Origin of the sequence: Hymenobacter defluvii, from assembly GCF_017589435.1 — a bacterium.
Lineage (GTDB): Bacteria > Bacteroidota > Bacteroidia > Cytophagales > Hymenobacteraceae > Hymenobacter > Hymenobacter profundi.
In genome coordinates, this window is record NZ_JAGETX010000028.1 from 16588 (window position 1) to 33577 (window position 16990).

Sequence of the window (16990 nt, forward strand, 5' to 3'; positions counted from 1 at the left end):
TCGAGAAAGCGTTGAGCCGCATGCCGACGCTGCCTGGACTTTAGAGCTTTTTTTCAGAACACATCCTGCAATATCTACTCGTCCAGACTCAGGTCGGTTACCAGCTGTTTGAGCTGCCGGTTTTCTTCTTCCAACTGCTTTAACCGGCGCAGCTCCGATACGCCCAGGCCACCGTATTTTTTCCCAATTGTAGTAGGTGGCTTCGCTGATGCTCACCTTCTGACATACTTTCGCTACAGCCAGACCCGTGTCAGCAGGACGCAAGAAGAATACGATTTGAACCTCGGCGAACTTGGTTTTCTTCAGGGTGATTATTTGGGGTTTTAAGGTACTGTACGACGAGGGCCCGATTCGCCTCCTTTACCCTGAGACTATCTCATATAAACAGCACGAGAGCTCTCCACTAATAGATTTTCTCTTCTGACAGGAATTCTATTTTCTTAAATACTAGCGCAGTACTGGAATGTTGCCAGAGCAAACATAGGCCGATTAGAGTACTATTTGTTGCGTTGTGCAGAGCGACAATAAGGATGGTACGTTACCCATCTTTCTATATTTGTTACCTACTCTCGCTATCTCAACTCATCAAATGGACCTTTCCATCATCATTCCTATCTATAATGAGGAAGCTAACATTCAGATACTTTACGACCGGCTGAGTGGTGTACTAGCTCCGCTAGGTCGCTCCTACGAACTCATCTTTGTCAACGACGGCTCCCGCGACCAGTCGCTGCGCCTGATTAAGGCTCTTACGGAGCGCGACACGCGCGTACGCTACATTGATTTCAGCCGCAACTTCGGGCACCAGATTGCCGTCACGGCCGGATTGGACTTGTCGCAGGGCGAAGCGGTAGTCATTATCGACGCCGATTTGCAGGACCCGCCGGAGCTGATTCCGCAGCTCTACCACAAGCTGCACGAAGGCTACGAGGTAGTATATGCCCGCCGCCGCTCGCGCCAGGGCGAAAGTGTTGCCAAGAAGTTCACGGCCAAACTGTTTTATCGTATTCTAGCCAACATTACCAACATTTCCATTCCTGTGGATACCGGTGATTTTCGCATTATATCCCGTAAGGTAGTGGATGCGCTCAAGCAGATGCCGGAGCAAAACAAGTTTATCCGTGGGCAGATTTCTTGGATTGGCTACCGCCAGACCTACCTCGAATACGACCGGGCCGAGCGGGCCGGTGGTGCTACTGGCTACACCTATAGCAAGATGATTCGGCTGGCGCTGGACGGCATCACGGGCTTCTCCGATGCGCCGCTTAAGTTTGCGACCATCAGCGGGTTTGTAGTATCGGGCATTGCCTTTGTGGTCGTCCTCTACACGCTATACGAGCGGTTTGTAGTGCACGACTACCAACCAGGCTGGGCTTCGCTGATGGTAAGTATCCTGTTTCTGGGTGGCGTGCAGCTAATTGCTGTCGGGATTATTGGTGAGTATTTATCGCGGTTGTCGGCCAACGTGCGCCAGCGCCCGCTTTACATTATTTCCGATACCAATATTCCGGTTACCAGCGTTGCTCCTGCCGCTAGTCCTGCTACGCATCCGGGTCCTGTTTTTCCAACGTAGCCAGTAGTTTTGGTCCGCTTTATTTTAACTCCTGTACCAGCCGCTCCAACTCGGCCAGTGTGGTTTCGTGGAAGCTAAGCGGCTCGCTGCTATGGCGCCCGGTGGTGATTTCCCGTACCGCCACGTAGGGCGTGCCGCTCATATAGCGGATACCTAGTAGCACGGCCTTTTTGTTGGCAGGCACGTCCACAAAGTCGTAGCCCGTATCGGTGGGCTGGCCTAGCACAATGGTAGCCGCGTCGTGTAGTACCAGCCGTACGCTGGTGTGCGTGTCGGGCTCTACGGCCGCCGTGAGGGTAGTAACGGCTTCGGCCGCGGGACGCGGGCGGGCAGCCGCCACCCACCCTAGCTGCCCTACCCGAAATGCCTGTCGATCAGCGGCCGGTGCTTCTTCGTCAGCTACCGATGGTGTTGGCGAATCAGTTGAGTCGGCGCGGACCAGTAGGTCAGACGTTTCGGGTAGGGTGAAGCGGATGGGCACCAGCACTTTCACCTTCACAAAACGGCCTTCGCGCTGGCCGGGCGTCCAGCGGCCCGAGCTTTGCCGCACTCCCCGCAGAGCCTCCGCATCGAAGCTGCTACCCAAGCCGCGCAGCACCTTAGGCGTTAGCACCCGCCCTGCTTCGTCAATCACCGCCGATACGTAAACAGTGCCTTGCGTGTGGCTATCGGCCGCTGCGGCGGGGTAGCGCACGAGCTTGTTCAGGGCAGCCGGGCCACTCTCATACGCGGGCATGGGTTGCGCCTCTGGGTATATTTGGTTGTCTACTACTGCTTCCGGGCCAGCCGCCACCCACCGGATAGGCTGCCGGCGCCCGCTTCGCCCATAATATAGCGGCATTCCCGATCGGGCAGAAGCCGGAAGCTCCACCTGCACGGCGCGGCCCTCGGCTAGGCGCAGGGACTGGCCGTTGCCCGTGGCCCGCACCAATACTGCGCCACCCGGTATAAGCAGTTGGTCATCATTGGTTTCGGACACAATGTTGGAGAGCAGTACATCAGCCAGCCCGTAGCACTCTTTCAGTTCCACAAACACAGGGCCGGTTACGGGCTCCCCACGCGCGTCGACCAACGTACCCGCCGGAATGCGTACAATGGTCCCTTCCCTACCCCGCACTTCGGCCAGGTGGGTAGGGTCTATCTTATGGTACTCGCTGGCTTTCAGGGTGAGGTCGTAGAGACGCGCTTCGGCGGGTGGCGGCGCGGTGGTGTCGCGGGGCACTATGGCGCGGCGCGCGGCTCCTGGCCGGATGAGCGGAGCATTGGCTTGGGTAGGGCGCTCTACTCGGTGCCAGGTTAGGGTATCGAGGCGGCGGGGTGTGGGGGCAGGCAGTGTGTCAACGGGTAATTCGGTTTCAGTGTCTGCTACCTCTGTATGAGCGGGCGTGTCGGACTGACAGCTGTAGAATAGGAAAGAGGCTAGGCCGCTGAGCAGCAAAAGGCGAAGGGTAGGCATCAGACAAAATAACGGCTTCAGCAGCTATTCTGGTACAAATAGGGCGAAAGCATCAGCAATGGTACTAGGGTGGACGGTATGTACATCGGTTATCGATAAAATCTCCCTTCGCCTAAGCAGTTATTTATACCGCAATTGTCTTTATATCATTCATTTAAAATATTTACTAAAACATATTTTAAATTTTGAACACCGAATCAACTTATAAATACGTTATTAAACGTATAAATACGTTACACTTACAACATGGAAGAGCTAACCAAAACAGAGGAGCGCATTATGCATGTGCTCTGGAAGCTGAAACGGGCTTTCGTTAAAGACATTATTCAGCATTTAGACGAAGATCCTGCGCCACCTTACACCACCATTTCTTCGGTGGTGCGTATTCTGGAGCGCAAGGGCTATGTGAGTTTTAAGGCTTACGGCAAGACGTATGAGTACTCGCCTGTCATCAGCAAGCTGGAATACCGCGCGGCTTCTCTTAAGCGTATGCTGACACAGTATTTCGACAATTCGCCATCGGCACTAGTGTCTTTTATGGTAGAAGAAGAAAGTCTAAGCCCTGAGGAGGTGCAGCGCCTCCGCCAGCTGCTGGACCAGGCTTCCCCCGATACAGCCCCTACCGATGATGCCCACTAGCCTGCTGCTCTATCTGGCCGAGGTTAGCTTCGGCACAGTGGTCTTCGCGCTGCTTTACCAACTGGTATTTGCCCAGCTGCCCACTTTCTGCTGGAACCGTTGGTACTTGCTGGTTAGCCTGGCTGCCAGCTTTGCGCTGCCGTTACTGGTCGGATTTGCTTCTCGGATGCCCCCTTCCACTGGTAGTGCCTCAAGCGGCCCGCTGCCTGCCCTACCCCTACAGTGGACGCTGGCAGCCACCTCCACCTCTCCACTTCTTGATACTCCTGATTATCTGCATAACCTGGGGTGGATGGTACTGGCAGTATACGCTGCTGGCGTCTGCTATCAGGTATGGCGTACGAGCCGCAGTTTGCGGCAACTGCATACGCTGGTGACTTCGCACGACAGCATTCGTCTGCCGACGGGCCGCTTGGTGCAGTTGCCTACGCAAACGTTACCAGCATTTTCCTTTGGGCCGTTCATTTTTCTTTCGTCGCTGCATAAGTCGCTTAGTGAGACAGAGCGGCAGCTGTTACTCCGGCACGAACAAGTGCATGTGCGCCAGCACCACACGTTGGATCTGCTGGGCTATGAGGTGGCCGGTTGGCTACTCTGGTTCAACCCAGCTGTGCGCTACCTGGGTCGGCAGGTGCGGCAGGTGCACGAATATCTGGCCGATGCCACTGTAGCACAACTACCCGGCATCGGGATTCGCCACTACGGCAACCTACTACTAAAGCTAGTGACTCAGCAGCCTCCCTTCCGCCTGACGCATACTTTTTCTTCTTCCATTTTAACGCAACGTATTCTTATGCTCACCACCTCTGTTCCTACCCGCTGGCAAAAACTTCGTTTTTTGCTTGTTGTCCCTGTGGCCACTATGGCATGGGCTGTTACTTCCTACGCGGGCTCTCCGCTGCCGCCTACCTCACCCTCGACAGCAACCGCTTCGTCTTCGCCTACGACCGCACAAACAGGCCCTACCATCCGGCGTATCACATGGCAGGGCAACACGGTGGTATCGTCAGCGCGCCTTACGCAGTCGCTGGGACTGGCACCCGGCGCCGCGTACGACTCGGTAGCCCTCGGCCAGCGTCTGCAATCCAATGTCACGTCGCTATACATGGACCAGGGTTATTGGTTTTTTTCAGTTGAGCCTAGCGTCGTTCCGCAGCCGAATGGCACCATGGATTTGGTTTTTACTATTTCGGAGGGAAAGACGGCCCGACTGGGAAAGATTACGGTGCGGGATACTCGTACCCCTACGGTATCCACTGCACCGTTGCTGGCTCAATTGCCTCTGCACACCGGGGACTTATTTAGCCGCAAGAAACTTTTTGAAAGTCAGAAACTGCTAGCAACAGCCAATGCAAGTGCCCCGACCGCCGTGCATGTGAATCCCATACCTGTAATGCAGCCTAGTGGAGCGGCAACAGTGAATATAGAATTTGTGTTGCAGCCGAAGTAAGTGCTCCTGAAAAGACTACCCGGCCGCTTTGCGCGTTAAGGTCGGCAGGCTGGCTTCTTGCGCTATGGTAGCGCAAGTCTGCGCTCGTCTGCCGATCTTTATACCCACTATGCTTCTACGTTTTTCTTTGTGGCTGTTGTTGGGCACGCTGCTCACCGCCTGCCAGCCCGATTTGGATTCTGGGCCGTTGCTCGATTTTGTGGGGGGCTCACGCTACACTGCTTACACGCGCATTATCAACACGCCAGCCGATACACTGACGTATAAAATATTCGCAGCCACGACCAAAGCACAGAACGCAGACACAGCTGACGCGCCTAACCTGACCAATATGCGCATTGAGGTAACATATAATCCACGCTTAAATCCTGTCGACTACACCGGTCTATCAATTTCAGACCATTATGATCGAGGTGATACGCTGGTCGTATTTAACCGAAGTATGAAGCGGAAAACGTTCGCTTTCCAGAATACATTTAGCACGCGTTCAACCCCCGGCTACGAAACCTGGAAGTTTACAAGCACGGATGATCAGAATCAGACAAGCACCGCCAGCTTCCGGATTACCGTACGGCCAAACAATAATGACTCTACGCTTGCCTACCACCGTTACACGGTAGGCTTGCAGGCACCGCGCACATTTACTAGCCGTTCATATATAGCTCTTCTACCGGGCCTGACGTTTCCGCGCTACATAGGCTCCCAAACCGACTCTCCTAGGGTTCCTTATTCGGATGTGTACGGACTGATTGATCTGGTCTACCTGCCCGGTGCCGATAACTCTGCTGTACTAGCTTCGCCTTCATCGGTACCCGCTTTAAGCACGCTATGGCCCACAGATAGCACCACACGCCGCACCACACGCCTGCGCACTACCACCTTAAACGCCAGCACCTTCGCCGCAACTGCCTCTCCAGCCGACCTAACCACTGCGTACAACAGTGCTACTACCCCCGCCTCTACCCGCACCGAAATTCTAGTGAAAGGCCGCGTCTATGCTTTCCGAACGCAGGATGCTAAGTTTGGGCTTATCTATGTAGAAAACCTGATTACTACGCCTATCCCGGCAGCCAAGCTGCAAGTGCATATTACGAAGTAAATGATTAGCCAAGTGCCTCAACAAAGAAACGCCGCTACGATGTTCGTAGCGGCGTTTCTTTGTTGAGGCACTACCCTTAAAAAGTCGTTCCGATGGTAAGGGAAGTCGTAAAGCGGTTGGAGTCGATGCTTACTACTGGCTGATCACCTGCATTGAGTACATAAGGTGAGTAGTAATTATTAGCCGACTTGTACACGCCCGCTATATCCAGGAAAAAGTTTTGCTGCCGCAGACCCAAGCCCACCGTATAGTAATTCTGGGTACGGTCGAAGTCGTTGGCACGGTAAGGGTCGCCGTAGCGGGCATATCCCAAACGAAACCGGAAAGCCTCGTAGCGTGCCTCACCCCCAAAGCGGAGGTTCACAGTAGAGCGATACAGGTCGCTGATGTATTGGTTCGTGCTGGAGTAGTCGTACCCGGGAGCCGTCCCATTAGCAGTAGCATTATCACGGAAGCGCGGTTGAGAATAATCCACATATTCTACGTCGCCCGTTAGGAAGCCGTACTTACCTAGCAATATTGCTACCCCTCCATTTGCCCGGAAGGGAGTAGTTAGGCTGTAGGAGAATTGTTGGCTGCCCGTTTGCGCATCACCTCCATTAATTGTCTCGACTATTTGCCCTGCGTCGTCTCGTATATATCTGGGTGGGGTGAAAGTAGAGCTTAGCTGTGTGCTATACGTGTCCGTTAGTCGGAACCAAGTAGGTGTTTGCACCGAAGCACCGATGCGTATTCTATCTGTAGCACGATAGATGGCTCCGATACGAGCATTGAATCCCGTTCCACGTGTTTGCAAGTAGTCACGTAAATACACGTTTACATCACTGGTTGTCTCGTAGAAATCGCGCGTCATCTCATAGCGTGTGCCCACAACACCAATGGCACCACCGATATACAGCTTGTCCCGGTAGCTAGCCCCGTACGCAAAATCGTACTGCGACTGCGAACCAGTAGTTAGCGTGCTCTCCCGCTGCGTGATAGGTCCGTTGCGAGGGATGGTAGATACTTCGTTGCCGCCCTCTAGATTATTCAAATAGCCACCATAAGCCAGCGCGTCTAGATCAACGTAGGCATTGTTGGCGTATTGGTCGTCTATTTCCTGGTTGTCAATGCGCGGCTCTCGCAAACGTTGGAATAGTGACTGCTGGTCACCAACCGTACCGGAATAAACAGAATTCTGGTTGAAGTCATTGATGCGCGTAACGCCTATACCGAATGAGCCCGCACGCCAATCCGATGTGTTGTCACTATCGGGACGGCGGTTAGTAAAAATCAATCCTACGTTTCCAATATGTAAGCTATTACGGGAATCGGTAAGGCTACCACTCCCCTGCAAGGCACTACTCGTATTGCCAACACCAAAGCCCGGCGTGAAACTCACCTCCGAACGTTGGAACAAACCCAGGCCAGCCGGGTTGCTGCTCAGGTTACCAACGTCTGCACCTAGCGCCACGTTGGCCCCACCGATTCCGAGCGTACGGGCTCCGCCGCCAAACTGTAGTTGAGAATACCGCAAAGCATCTAGCTCACTTTGGGCAAAAGCGTGGCTGGCCCAGCCCACAAGGGCCAAGCCTAGCCAATATTTCATGTTTTTCATTCAGGAAAGAAAGGAAAATGAGACATCTACGAGCATAAGCCCGGATGCATTAGCGGACGCGTCCACGGCTGCCACCGCCGCCACCGCCTACTGAGCTACCGCTGGACGAACCACCGAAGGAGCTGCGTGAGGGAGAAGGCTGGCTGTACGAACGTGAGGGTTGCTGCTGCTCGTACGAGCGAGTGGGCTGGCTGTATACTTGGCGCTGCGTTGCTTGACCATCGCCACTGAATAGCCGGTTACGACGAGGCTGTGCTACATTGCCCTGGTTGCTATATCCTTGGCTGCCAGCATCGACACTACGCCACCGGCGCCCGCCCGAGCGGGTATCCAAATTGGGCTGATCGGCGGGCACGTTCACAGCATTCTGGCGTTGGGGATTACCAGCGGCACCACCGCTCACAACCCGACCACGGCTCCAACCACCGTTGCTACCATTCACGACCGCACCACCCGAACCATTAGACAAGACCGCGTTGCCACCTGAGCGGCCACCACGTATACCAGTATTGGGAGCCGACGACAACGCGGCGGCACTCCGCTCGCGACGCGGCTGGTAGTTGACGCGGCTACGCGTATCGCCGGCATAGCCATAATTCCCGCCGTAGTAAGGAGAGCCATATCCTAGACCACCATAGCCTAAACCGTAGCCATATCCTAAGCCCGGTCCATAGCCATAACCTAGTCCGCCGTAACCCAAGCCACCATAACCACCATAAAAGGAGTCATATAAACCACCGTAGCCTAAGCCGCCATAGCCCAAGCCATACGGCCGATAGAGAGAGCCAAAGCCCAATCCTAAACCAATACTCAGGCCCGAGACGTAGTAAGGCGAGTAGAAGGGGCTGTAAAGCGAGCCAAAGCCGTAGGGGCTATAGCCACCATACCAAAAGGGGTCGGTATAGGCGAGGCTGGAGTAGCCCAGACCACTGTATGTAGAGCTATTGAAACGACGCAGACGAGAGGCATAGCCATAATCGTCGTCGTAGTATTCTGTAGTTCCGGTAGCGTCCTGCATGGTGCCATCACCGGAGTACTCGGGGTTTACATCGCCCGATGTGGCGTAGCCACCGCTGGTTTGCTGTTGCCCGTAGCGGGCATCCAGCGCCTCCTGGGCGGCAGGGGTCAGTGTAGTTTTATCCTTTGAGGTATAGTACACTCCATCGTCTTCGGTAGAGGTAGTAAGGGCCGATGTGCCCGCGCACCCGCCGAGTGCTAGTGCACTCAGGGCAGATAAAATGAAAGTGGAATATTTTTTCATGGCTAAGTAGAGAAAGAGAGATACAGAAGAAGAAGCAGGCGAAGGTGGAGTGCATTTACTACCCGCTTCACCTAATCGGGAGGAATGCTTCGTTTTAATAACGTAATTTGAGGCCGAAACGGTGCCCTATTGGTAGACAAATGTTCTACCACTATTTCGGACTTTTTTTGCACTTCTACTTTCAAAGATACTCCAAAACATGAGCAAAAGTTTGCCGAAGCGCAGCGAAGATTACTCTTTATGGTACAATGAGTTAGTAAAGCGCGCAGGCCTGGCCGAAAATGCCGCCGTACGGGGTTGCATGGTCATCAAGCCATATGGCTATGCTATCTGGGAAAAAATGCAGCAAACGCTGGACGGTATGTTTAAGCGCACCGGCCACCAGAATGCTTATTTTCCGCTGTTTGTCCCTAAAAGCCTGTTCGAGGCGGAAGAGAAAAACGCGGAAGGTTTCGCTAAGGAATGCGCCGTGGTGACGCACTACCGGCTCCAAACAGACCCCGAAAGACCCGGCAAGTTGCGCGTCGACCCCAACGCCAAGCTGGAAGAAGAACTGGTGGTGCGCCCTACCTCCGAGGCCATCATCTGGAGCACGTATAAAAATTGGATTCAGAGCTACCGCGACCTGCCGCTTCTCATCAACCAGTGGGCCAACGTGGTGCGCTGGGAAATGCGTACGCGTTTGTTTCTGCGCACGGCGGAGTTTTTGTGGCAGGAAGGCCACACCGCACACGCCACCGCCGAAGAAGCCCTGGCCGAAACCCGCCAGATGCTAGACGTATACGCCGAGTTTGCCGAGGAATGGATGGCCCTACCCGTGGTGAAAGGCGTAAAGTCGGAGAACGAGCGATTTGCCGGTGCCTTAGAAACCTACTGCATCGAGGCCTTGATGCAGGATGGTAAGGCCTTACAAGCCGGTACCTCGCACTTCCTGGGGCAGAACTTTGCCAAGGCGTTCGACGTGCAGTTTCAAACGAAGGAAGGCACACTGGAGCACGTATGGGGCACCAGCTGGGGCGTGAGCACTCGCCTGATGGGCGCATTGGTGATGGCGCACTCCGATGACGAAGGCTTGATACTACCTCCCAAGCTGGCGCCTATCCAGGTGGTGATTGTGCCCATCTACAAAACTGGTCAGCTCGATGAGCTGCTGGAGCGCATCCGCCCCATGCAGCAGGGCTTGCTGGAGCGTGGTATCTCGGTGAAGGTAGACGACCGCGACACCGAGCGGCCCGGCTTTAAGTTTGCCGAGTGGGAAATGAAGGGCGTACCCGTACGCTTGGCCGTGGGCATGCGCGACCTGGACGCTGGTACCGTGGAGGTAGCCCGCCGCGACACCAAGGAGAAAATGAACCTACCCCTGGCCGACATCGTGCAGAGCGTAGACCAATTGCTCCAGGATATCCAGACCAATATCTACAACAAGGCTATGCGTTACCGCGAGCAGCACACCACGCGCGTAACCACCTACGAGGAGTTCAAGCGGGTGCTCGATACCACTGCCGGCTTCGTGCTGGCCCCCTGGGACGGCACCCCCGAAACGGAGGAGCGCATCAAGGAGGAAACCAAAGCCACCATCCGCTGCCTAGCCCTCAACGAGCCCGATGAAGATGGGGTAGACATGCTGACGGGCAAGCCCTCGGCACGCTACGCCTACTTTGCGCGGGCGTATTGATGCACTGCCGGTTACTGCTAAGTTAGGAGTTGTGTGCCCGTAGATTTTTCTAGTGGGCGCGCAACTCCTTTTTTGTTACTCACCCCTACGCTTTTGGCCTTCAGAACCTCCTATTATGCCTACTACCACTGCTCCGCGCTTTTTTTCTCGGCTGCTTAATCCGTGGCTACTAGCTTCTATAGTTATTCAATTAGTACTGGTTCTATACGGGTTCCGCACGCTCATCTTCCATCCTACCCAGTATCTAATTGTTACCCACTTCGATGGCATCAAAAGTTATTTCTCTATCGCGTCGTTTCTACGCCAGCCTCTGAGCGATGGGATGCTAGTGCGCGGACACAACTACCCGTTTGGGGAGTTTATGTACTACACTGACAGCACGCCCTTAGTAGCGGAATTGCTGCATGTGCTGGTGCGGGTGTTTCCTATCCTAGAGCCCTACGGACTATATATCTACGACTTGTTTGTTTTGGGTGGCTTGATGCTAAGCACCGCATTGTTAGACAGCATTCTGCGCCGTTTGGATGTAGTGCCGTGGCTGACGCTGCTACTAGCCGTGGGGCTGCCGTGGCTGGGGCCGCAAACGCCACGACTGTATGTAGGGCACATGAGTTTATCGTATACCCCAGCTATTCTACTGGCCTTGTGGGTGTTGCTGCGTCTGTATACCAACTGGACGCAGGGCCGACCGGTGCGCCGCTGGTTTGTGGGATTAGGGTTAACGATTTTTATTACATCCTACCTGCACTTCTATTACCTGGGCATCACGGGAGTGTTTGCAGGTTTTTTTTTCTTGATATGGGTGTTGGCGGAGGCGCGAGAGGGTCGTCCCTGGCAGCAGCTAGCCACGTACGGTGTCACTACGCTGCTTTTTGCGCTAACTATCACATGGGGGCTTCTTATGGTGCTAGATGCATGGTACTTTCTGCGCCCCACGGGTAGTAGTGGCTACGATTGGATTGAATGGAAATTTCAGTTCGGCGCTTTTTTCCGCGGGTACGACTTCAACAAGACCCGATTTCTATTTGAGCGCACGGCGCCAGTTCCTTACGAATCGTCGGCCTACTTGGGCGCCTTCGTGCTATTTGGCTTGTTGGCCGTTGGAACGATGGCTATTTTCAAACGAGCACCACGCCTAGCGTGGCGACAAGGGTCGGGGCGCTTTCTGGCTTTGCTAGTACTGGCCAGCTTACCGGTGCTTTCCATTGCACTCGGCGAAATCTATGAGCTAGACAACAGCGCCTACTATATTCACAACTACCTGAATCCTTTTTTCTTCCTGCACAAGCTCACAAATAAAGTGACGCAGTTTCGGGCGTTGGGGCGGTTTGTGTGGCCGTTTTGGTGGGCGCTGGTACTAGGCTTTAGCTGGTACGCTTCGCAGTGGTGGCAACGCCCAAAGCTCCGCTGGCTGCTGGCGATTCTGAGTCTGTTCTTCATCAAAGATGTGCGCGATGCTGTGCACGGCTATGGAAAGCTGACGCAACGCTTCAACTTGCTTCAACCCATACCAAAAGAAAGCGCGCCTATGCAAATGCTGCTTGGGCAGATCGATCCGCAACGCTACCAGGCCATTCTGCCTCTACCCTATTATCACTCCGGCACCGAAGGAGACGGCACATACACGTTAACCATAGACCCTGATGATCCGCACTGCAATAACACTTACCAGTTGTCGATGCTAAGCCGGTTGCCACTAATGTCACATAAGGCTACGCGTACAGCAAACTATCAGGCAGAGCTACTATACACCATCTTCCGGCCCGAGGGTATGGCACCCGAGTTGCGCGCCAAGCTCGACCAGCGACCCATACTCGTTTACTTAGACTCGGCGTATTATGATGGACGCAATAACTACTACCCCGAAACGCTCCAGAACCGTCCTACCATGCTGACTGTGTTTGACCAAAGCCGCTCGTTTATTCAAGACCATCACCTGCGCCTATTACGTCATCACGACGGCAGATCCTTGTATGAGTGGTATCCAAACGCACCAATATATCCAACAACACAACCAGCTCAGTGAGATTTTCACTCGCTTTAAGCTGCTAGATTGTTGTGTTATCGTCTTTTATAATCTATTCATTTGTCTACAGTTATCTTGATAAGCAATAGATTATCAAAGCGTTGTTTTCTACGTATCTTTCCTTATCACCCTTCTATACTTTTCCACCATGGACTGGCTCACGATTGCTACCCTTCTACTGTTCGGCTTGCTGTTTGTGGCGGCCGAGGTCATTTTTATTCCGGGTACCACGTTTGTGGGCTTTGTGGGCTTCGTGCTCCTGGCGGCAGGCATCTGGTTCAGCTACCGCGACTTGGGCACGCCCATCAGCCATTTCATTTTGGGCGGTGCGGTGTTTCTCACAGCTGTGCTGGTGTATGTTGGGTTGAAGCCTAAAAACCTGAACAAATTCGCCCTCACGGAGGTGCACGACAATTACGTGCACGATGCCCGCAGACCCGATGTGCAGCCTGGTACTGCTGGTCGTACCATCTCGGCACTACGGCCGGCCGGCACGGTGCTGTTTGAGAACGACCGGCGCGAGGCCACTACCCGCGGCGAGTTTATTGCGGCTGGCACGCCGGTGCGAGTACTGCGCATCGAGCAAAACCGCATTGTGGTGGAACAAGCCTGAGCGGCCGTTTCAGTTTTTAGTTGTTAGTTACATAGCCCTTCGATTTCACTCCCTTTATCCTACCCCATGGATTTTCCGATTCTACCGATTGCCGTGGCGGCCATTGTGCTGCTGGTGCTATTGTACTTCTTCCCGATTAATCTCTGGATAACAGCCATTTTCTCCGGTGTCCGCATCAGTCTGTTGCAACTCGTATTTATGCGTGTCCGCAAGGTGCCGCCGTCGCTGATTGTTAATTCTCTGATTACATCTTCCAAAGCGGGCCTGCAAATCACGCCCAACGAGTTGGAAACGCACTACTTAGCTGGTGGCAACGTGCCTAAAGTTATTAAAGCCTTGATTTCTGCCGACAAGGCCAACATCCCGCTCGATTTCAAGCAGGCCACCGCCATCGACTTGGCTGGCCGTGATGTATTCGAAGCCGTCACAACCTCCGTCAACCCAAAAGTAATCAGCACCCCCAACGTGGCCGCCGTTGCCCAGGATGGCATTCAGCTTATTGCTAAAGCCCTCGTAACGGTGCGCGCCAACATCACGCAACTGGTAGGCGGCGCCGGCGAGGAAACTATTCTGGCCAGGGTAGGCGAAGGCATCGTCACCAGCATTGGCTCGTCGCTCTCACACAAAGAAGTACTCGAGAACCCCGATAAAATATCGAAGTTGGTGTTGCAAAAGGGTTTAGATGCAGGTACCGCCTTCGAAATCCTGAGCATCGACATTGCAGATATCGACATCGGAGAGAACATTGGAGCCAAGCTGCAAACCGATCAGGCATCTGCCGACCTCAAGGTAGCCGAAGCCCGTGCCGAGGAGCGTCGCGCCATGGCTGTGGCTATGGAGCAAGAATTTCGTGCTAAAACCCAGGAAGCTAAGGCCCGCGTAGTTGATGCCGAAGCCGAAATACCAAAGGCCATGGCCGAGGCTTTCCGCTCTGGCAACCTGGGCATTATGGACTACTACAAAATGCGCAATATCCAGTCCGACACCGATATGCGCGACTCTATCGCCAATCCCGACGGACCAAAGTCTAGCTAATGATAAGCTTATAAAGTAGCTCGCCTCCTGTCTGTCATCCTGAATGCAGTGAAGGACCTTCTCACGTTGAAACGAGTCGTTTTTATGACGGTCGTTCTTGCGTGAGAAGGTCCTTCACTGCATTCAGGATGACAGACAGGAGGCGAGCTACTCTACTACCCTCTTACTTCTTTGTAACCCGGAATTCTACACGGCGGTTAAGCTTGCGGGACTCCTCTTCATCGTTGCTGGCAATGGGCTTGGTATCGCCATAGCCTTCGGTGGTGATGCGGCTACCCGCAATGCCCTTCGATACCAGGTACTTCTTCACTTCGTTTACGCGGTCCTGGCTCAGCTTCAGGTTCAGGGCCGGGTCGCCTTGGTTGTCGGTATGGCCTTCCACTTTAATTTCCACTTCCGGATAATCCTTCAGAATGCGTACCAAACGCAGCAATTCAGGGTAGGAGTTTTCGCGCAGGAAGTACTTACTCTGGGCAAAGAAGATATTGTTGAGCTTGATGGTAGAACCCACCGCAAAAGGCACCAGAAATAAATCCTGCGTCACTTCGGAGTAGTTCTGCCGGTCGGTTACGTCCAGGTTGTCGCTTTCTGCCAGATAGTTAGTAGCCTCGGCGCGGTAGCCATACTGTACACCAGAGGGTAGTACAATGGTGTAAGAACCATCCTGTGGATTCACTTCGGCTACCCCTAGCTCCTCACCAGTAAGCAGGTTTTCATAGTGAATAACGGCACCAACGGGCTTTTTGGTCACAGCATCCAGCACTTGTCCACGCACCAGCGTTACGGTTTCGGGCTTGAAGCGGGGCGTAAGGGCAATGCGGAAAATATCCTTGGAACCGCCCGTACCATTGCGAGCTGAAACCAGATAGGCATCCTCGCCAGCCGCCGATACTGTATAGTAAGCGTCGAAGTCAGGAGAGTTAACGTTCGGGCCCAGGTTACGTGGCTGGCTCCACTTGGTCCAGCTATCATCCAGACGCTTGCTGTAGAAGATGTCGCTCTTGCCAAAGCCCCCATGGCCCTCGGAAGCAAAATAAAGCGTCTTACCATCGGCGGCCAAGAAAGGGGCAAACTCTGCCTTCTTTGTGTTTACGATAGGCCCCAGGTTGCGGGGGCGGCTCCACGCTTTTCCGTCTTCATTCAGAAAGCTGACGTAAATATCCTGACTCCCCTGACCATCTTTGCGCTGCACGGCCATCAGCATCACCTTGCCCGACGTACCCAGGCAGTAATCCACGTTTTCGGGGTCGTCGTTGTAATAATCCTCAATTACCACCGGCACGGGCTTGCTCCAGCCCGTTACGGTGCGACGCGTGGTGCTAGGCCCCTTCGGCTCCAGCGTACCATCAGGGCGGTATACGCCAATTACCAGCAACTGCTGCCCGTTGGCCGATACGGCGGCTACCCCGTTGGGGTCTTTGGGGGTATTTACAGGCCCGCCCAGGTTCTTGGCTGGGTTCCAGGCTTTGGTCGTAGCATTGTTGAGGGTAGCATACCATACGTCTTGCGCGTCGCTGGTGCCGCCGGTGTTCTGGGGGCTCTCCTGCCGGGCAAAGTAGAGCGTGCGCCCATCAGGCGAAATTATGGGGTGCGTATCAACGTATTTAGAGTTGACATTCGGCCCCAAGTTCACCATCGTCGAGTCGAACTTAGCGGCATTGGGGTCGGCTTTGAACTGCTGCTTCACCATGGTTTCGGCCACGTCGGCAATACCAATGGCGTCAATCTGGTTTACCCCATTCACCTCCTTGGTATTCATCGTAACCACTACCCCAATGGTGCGGTAGGTGCCCGGCGAAAACGTTACCTGCAAGGAGCGAAAAGCTTCGCCCAGCGTGCCAGGTTTGGTGTTTTCATATACTTGATGCCGACCACCGCGCGTATCGACCAACTCAATTTTGGTAACCGACCCTGGATTGAAGTTTTCCACGACCGTTACCTGCTTAGCTACCAAAGACTTCGAGAATTTCACCTCAATGAATTCGTCTTTCCCTTCTTTTTTGGGAATCCATGCTTCATTACTGATCTGGCCGAGCGGTAGCGCATTAGGCTCGCCCAGCACTTTGTCGGGGGAAAAAGCCTCTTTGCCGCTTGATTTCTGCGACGATACCGCTACTACCTTCGAAGCCCACACAGCGTGCTGTGCCTGCGCCGTGCTACCAATTCCTATCAGCAACCCCAAGGAAAGAAAGAGTTTCCTCATCATTCTTGTACTAAATCTGCGAATAAAGACGTGTCGACCTGCCGACGTATCACCCCAATAACCCTCCTGACTCAACAGATACCTCTACGGACTGGGAGTAGTTCCGGCGCCCCGCGAAAGCCGCGCCAAATTACTACCAAGCACGTAGTTGAGTGGTTATTTTTTGAATAATACCCAGAATGGCACTGCCACCACCTGTGCTTGTTGCCAGGGTTGCAGGTAAATGGTAAAAGCCCGGTCGCACTTGTTGCGGCCGGGCTTTTAACATGTGGTATGGCCCTAAAGCTAGGGTTGCAGCGTGAATGTGCGCGTAACCGAATTGAACGGGCCTGGTATCAGGTTTCCGCTGTTATCAACCAGCTC

General features: G+C 54.0%; 12 protein-coding genes and 1 pseudogene. 8 read left to right on the plus strand and 5 right to left on the minus strand.

Translation table 11 applies throughout. The features are described 5' to 3' along the window. Positions 1-77 precede the first annotated feature (77 nt). Positions 78-306: pseudogene (locus J4D97_RS23650) on the minus strand (transposase); the annotation flags it as partial. Positions 307-589: 283 nt separating this feature from the next. Between J4D97_RS23650 and J4D97_RS21500 the strand changes: the two are divergent. Continuing rightward, the gene (locus J4D97_RS21500; protein WP_208309381.1) at positions 590-1573 is read left to right on the plus strand and encodes a glycosyltransferase family 2 protein; all 984 of its coding nucleotides are present in this window, start codon (positions 590-592) and stop codon (positions 1571-1573) included. Between the two features lie 19 nt (positions 1574-1592). Here J4D97_RS21500 and J4D97_RS21505 read toward each other — a convergent pair whose 3' ends face one another. Beyond that, the gene (locus J4D97_RS21505; protein ID WP_208309382.1) at positions 1593-3029 is read right to left on the minus strand and encodes an energy transducer TonB; all 1437 of its coding nucleotides are present in this window, start codon (positions 3027-3029) and stop codon (positions 1593-1595) included. A gap of 246 nt (positions 3030-3275) precedes the next feature. On the opposite strand from J4D97_RS21505, the gene J4D97_RS21510 reads away from it, so the two are divergent. From J4D97_RS21510 to J4D97_RS21520, 3 genes are all read left to right on the plus strand, one after another. Continuing rightward, positions 3276-3668, plus strand: a complete 393-nt coding sequence (locus J4D97_RS21510) for a BlaI/MecI/CopY family transcriptional regulator (protein WP_185281952.1) — start codon at positions 3276-3278, stop codon at positions 3666-3668. Continuing rightward, positions 3655-5118, plus strand: a complete 1464-nt coding sequence (locus tag J4D97_RS21515; RefSeq protein WP_208309383.1) for a POTRA domain-containing protein — start codon at positions 3655-3657, stop codon at positions 5116-5118. Before J4D97_RS21510 ends, J4D97_RS21515 begins: the two co-directional genes overlap by 14 nt. Before the next feature lie 109 nt (positions 5119-5227). After that, positions 5228-6217 carry a hypothetical protein gene (locus J4D97_RS21520; protein ID WP_208309384.1) on the plus strand — a complete coding sequence of 330 codons (990 nt, stop codon included), beginning with the start codon at positions 5228-5230 and terminating at the stop codon, positions 6215-6217. Between the two features lie 76 nt (positions 6218-6293). On the opposite strand, the gene J4D97_RS21525 is transcribed toward J4D97_RS21520, so the two are convergent. Beyond that, positions 6294-7814 (minus strand): OmpP1/FadL family transporter, encoded by a 1521-nt coding sequence (locus tag J4D97_RS21525; protein WP_208309385.1) that lies wholly within the window; start codon positions 7812-7814, stop codon positions 6294-6296. Between the two features lie 49 nt (positions 7815-7863). Further along, the gene (locus J4D97_RS21530; RefSeq protein WP_208309386.1) at positions 7864-9075 is read right to left on the minus strand and encodes a hypothetical protein; all 1212 of its coding nucleotides are present in this window, start codon (positions 9073-9075) and stop codon (positions 7864-7866) included. 199 nt (positions 9076-9274) lie between these two features. Between J4D97_RS21530 and proS the strand changes: the two genes are divergently transcribed. From proS to floA, 4 genes are all read left to right on the plus strand, one after another. Continuing rightward, on the plus strand, positions 9275-10750 hold the full coding sequence (gene proS / locus J4D97_RS21535; protein ID WP_185281947.1) for a proline--tRNA ligase: 1476 nt from the start codon (positions 9275-9277) through the stop codon (positions 10748-10750). Between the two features lie 115 nt (positions 10751-10865). Beyond that, entirely contained in the window at positions 10866-12776 is a 1911-nt protein-coding gene (locus tag J4D97_RS21540) for a hypothetical protein (RefSeq protein ID WP_208309387.1), read from the plus strand. A gap of 148 nt (positions 12777-12924) precedes the next feature. Next, positions 12925-13389, plus strand: coding sequence for an NfeD family protein (locus J4D97_RS21545; RefSeq protein ID WP_208309388.1), 465 nt, complete (start codon positions 12925-12927; stop codon positions 13387-13389). Positions 13390-13455: 66 nt separating this feature from the next. Continuing rightward, entirely contained in the window at positions 13456-14424 is a 969-nt protein-coding gene (gene floA / locus J4D97_RS21550) for a flotillin-like protein FloA (RefSeq protein WP_208309389.1), read from the plus strand. Between the two features lie 163 nt (positions 14425-14587). On the opposite strand, the gene J4D97_RS21555 is transcribed toward floA, so the two are convergent. Beyond that, the gene (locus J4D97_RS21555; protein ID WP_208309390.1) at positions 14588-16600 is read right to left on the minus strand and encodes an OmpA family protein; all 2013 of its coding nucleotides are present in this window, start codon (positions 16598-16600) and stop codon (positions 14588-14590) included. Between the last annotated feature and the right edge of the window lie 390 nt (positions 16601-16990).

What these genes read in the sequence shown, in the direction of transcription:
- J4D97_RS21500 (WP_208309381.1), top strand. Translation starts at nt 590, where the DNA reads ATGGACCTTTCCATCATCATTCCTATCTATAATGAGGAAGCTAACATT.
- J4D97_RS21505 (WP_208309382.1), bottom strand. Translation starts at nt 3,029, where the DNA reads ATGCCTACCCTTCGCCTTTTGCTGCTCAGCGGCCTAGCCTCTTTCCTA.
- J4D97_RS21510 (WP_185281952.1), top strand. Translation starts at nt 3,276, where the DNA reads ATGGAAGAGCTAACCAAAACAGAGGAGCGCATTATGCATGTGCTCTGG.
- J4D97_RS21515 (WP_208309383.1), top strand. Translation starts at nt 3,655, where the DNA reads ATGATGCCCACTAGCCTGCTGCTCTATCTGGCCGAGGTTAGCTTCGGC.
- J4D97_RS21520 (WP_208309384.1), top strand. Translation starts at nt 5,228, where the DNA reads ATGCTTCTACGTTTTTCTTTGTGGCTGTTGTTGGGCACGCTGCTCACC.
- J4D97_RS21525 (WP_208309385.1), bottom strand. Translation starts at nt 7,814, where the DNA reads ATGAAAAACATGAAATATTGGCTAGGCTTGGCCCTTGTGGGCTGGGCC.
- J4D97_RS21530 (WP_208309386.1), bottom strand. Translation starts at nt 9,075, where the DNA reads ATGAAAAAATATTCCACTTTCATTTTATCTGCCCTGAGTGCACTAGCA.
- proS (WP_185281947.1), top strand. Translation starts at nt 9,275, where the DNA reads ATGAGCAAAAGTTTGCCGAAGCGCAGCGAAGATTACTCTTTATGGTAC.
- J4D97_RS21540 (WP_208309387.1), top strand. Translation starts at nt 10,866, where the DNA reads ATGCCTACTACCACTGCTCCGCGCTTTTTTTCTCGGCTGCTTAATCCG.
- J4D97_RS21545 (WP_208309388.1), top strand. Translation starts at nt 12,925, where the DNA reads ATGGACTGGCTCACGATTGCTACCCTTCTACTGTTCGGCTTGCTGTTT.
- floA (WP_208309389.1), top strand. Translation starts at nt 13,456, where the DNA reads ATGGATTTTCCGATTCTACCGATTGCCGTGGCGGCCATTGTGCTGCTG.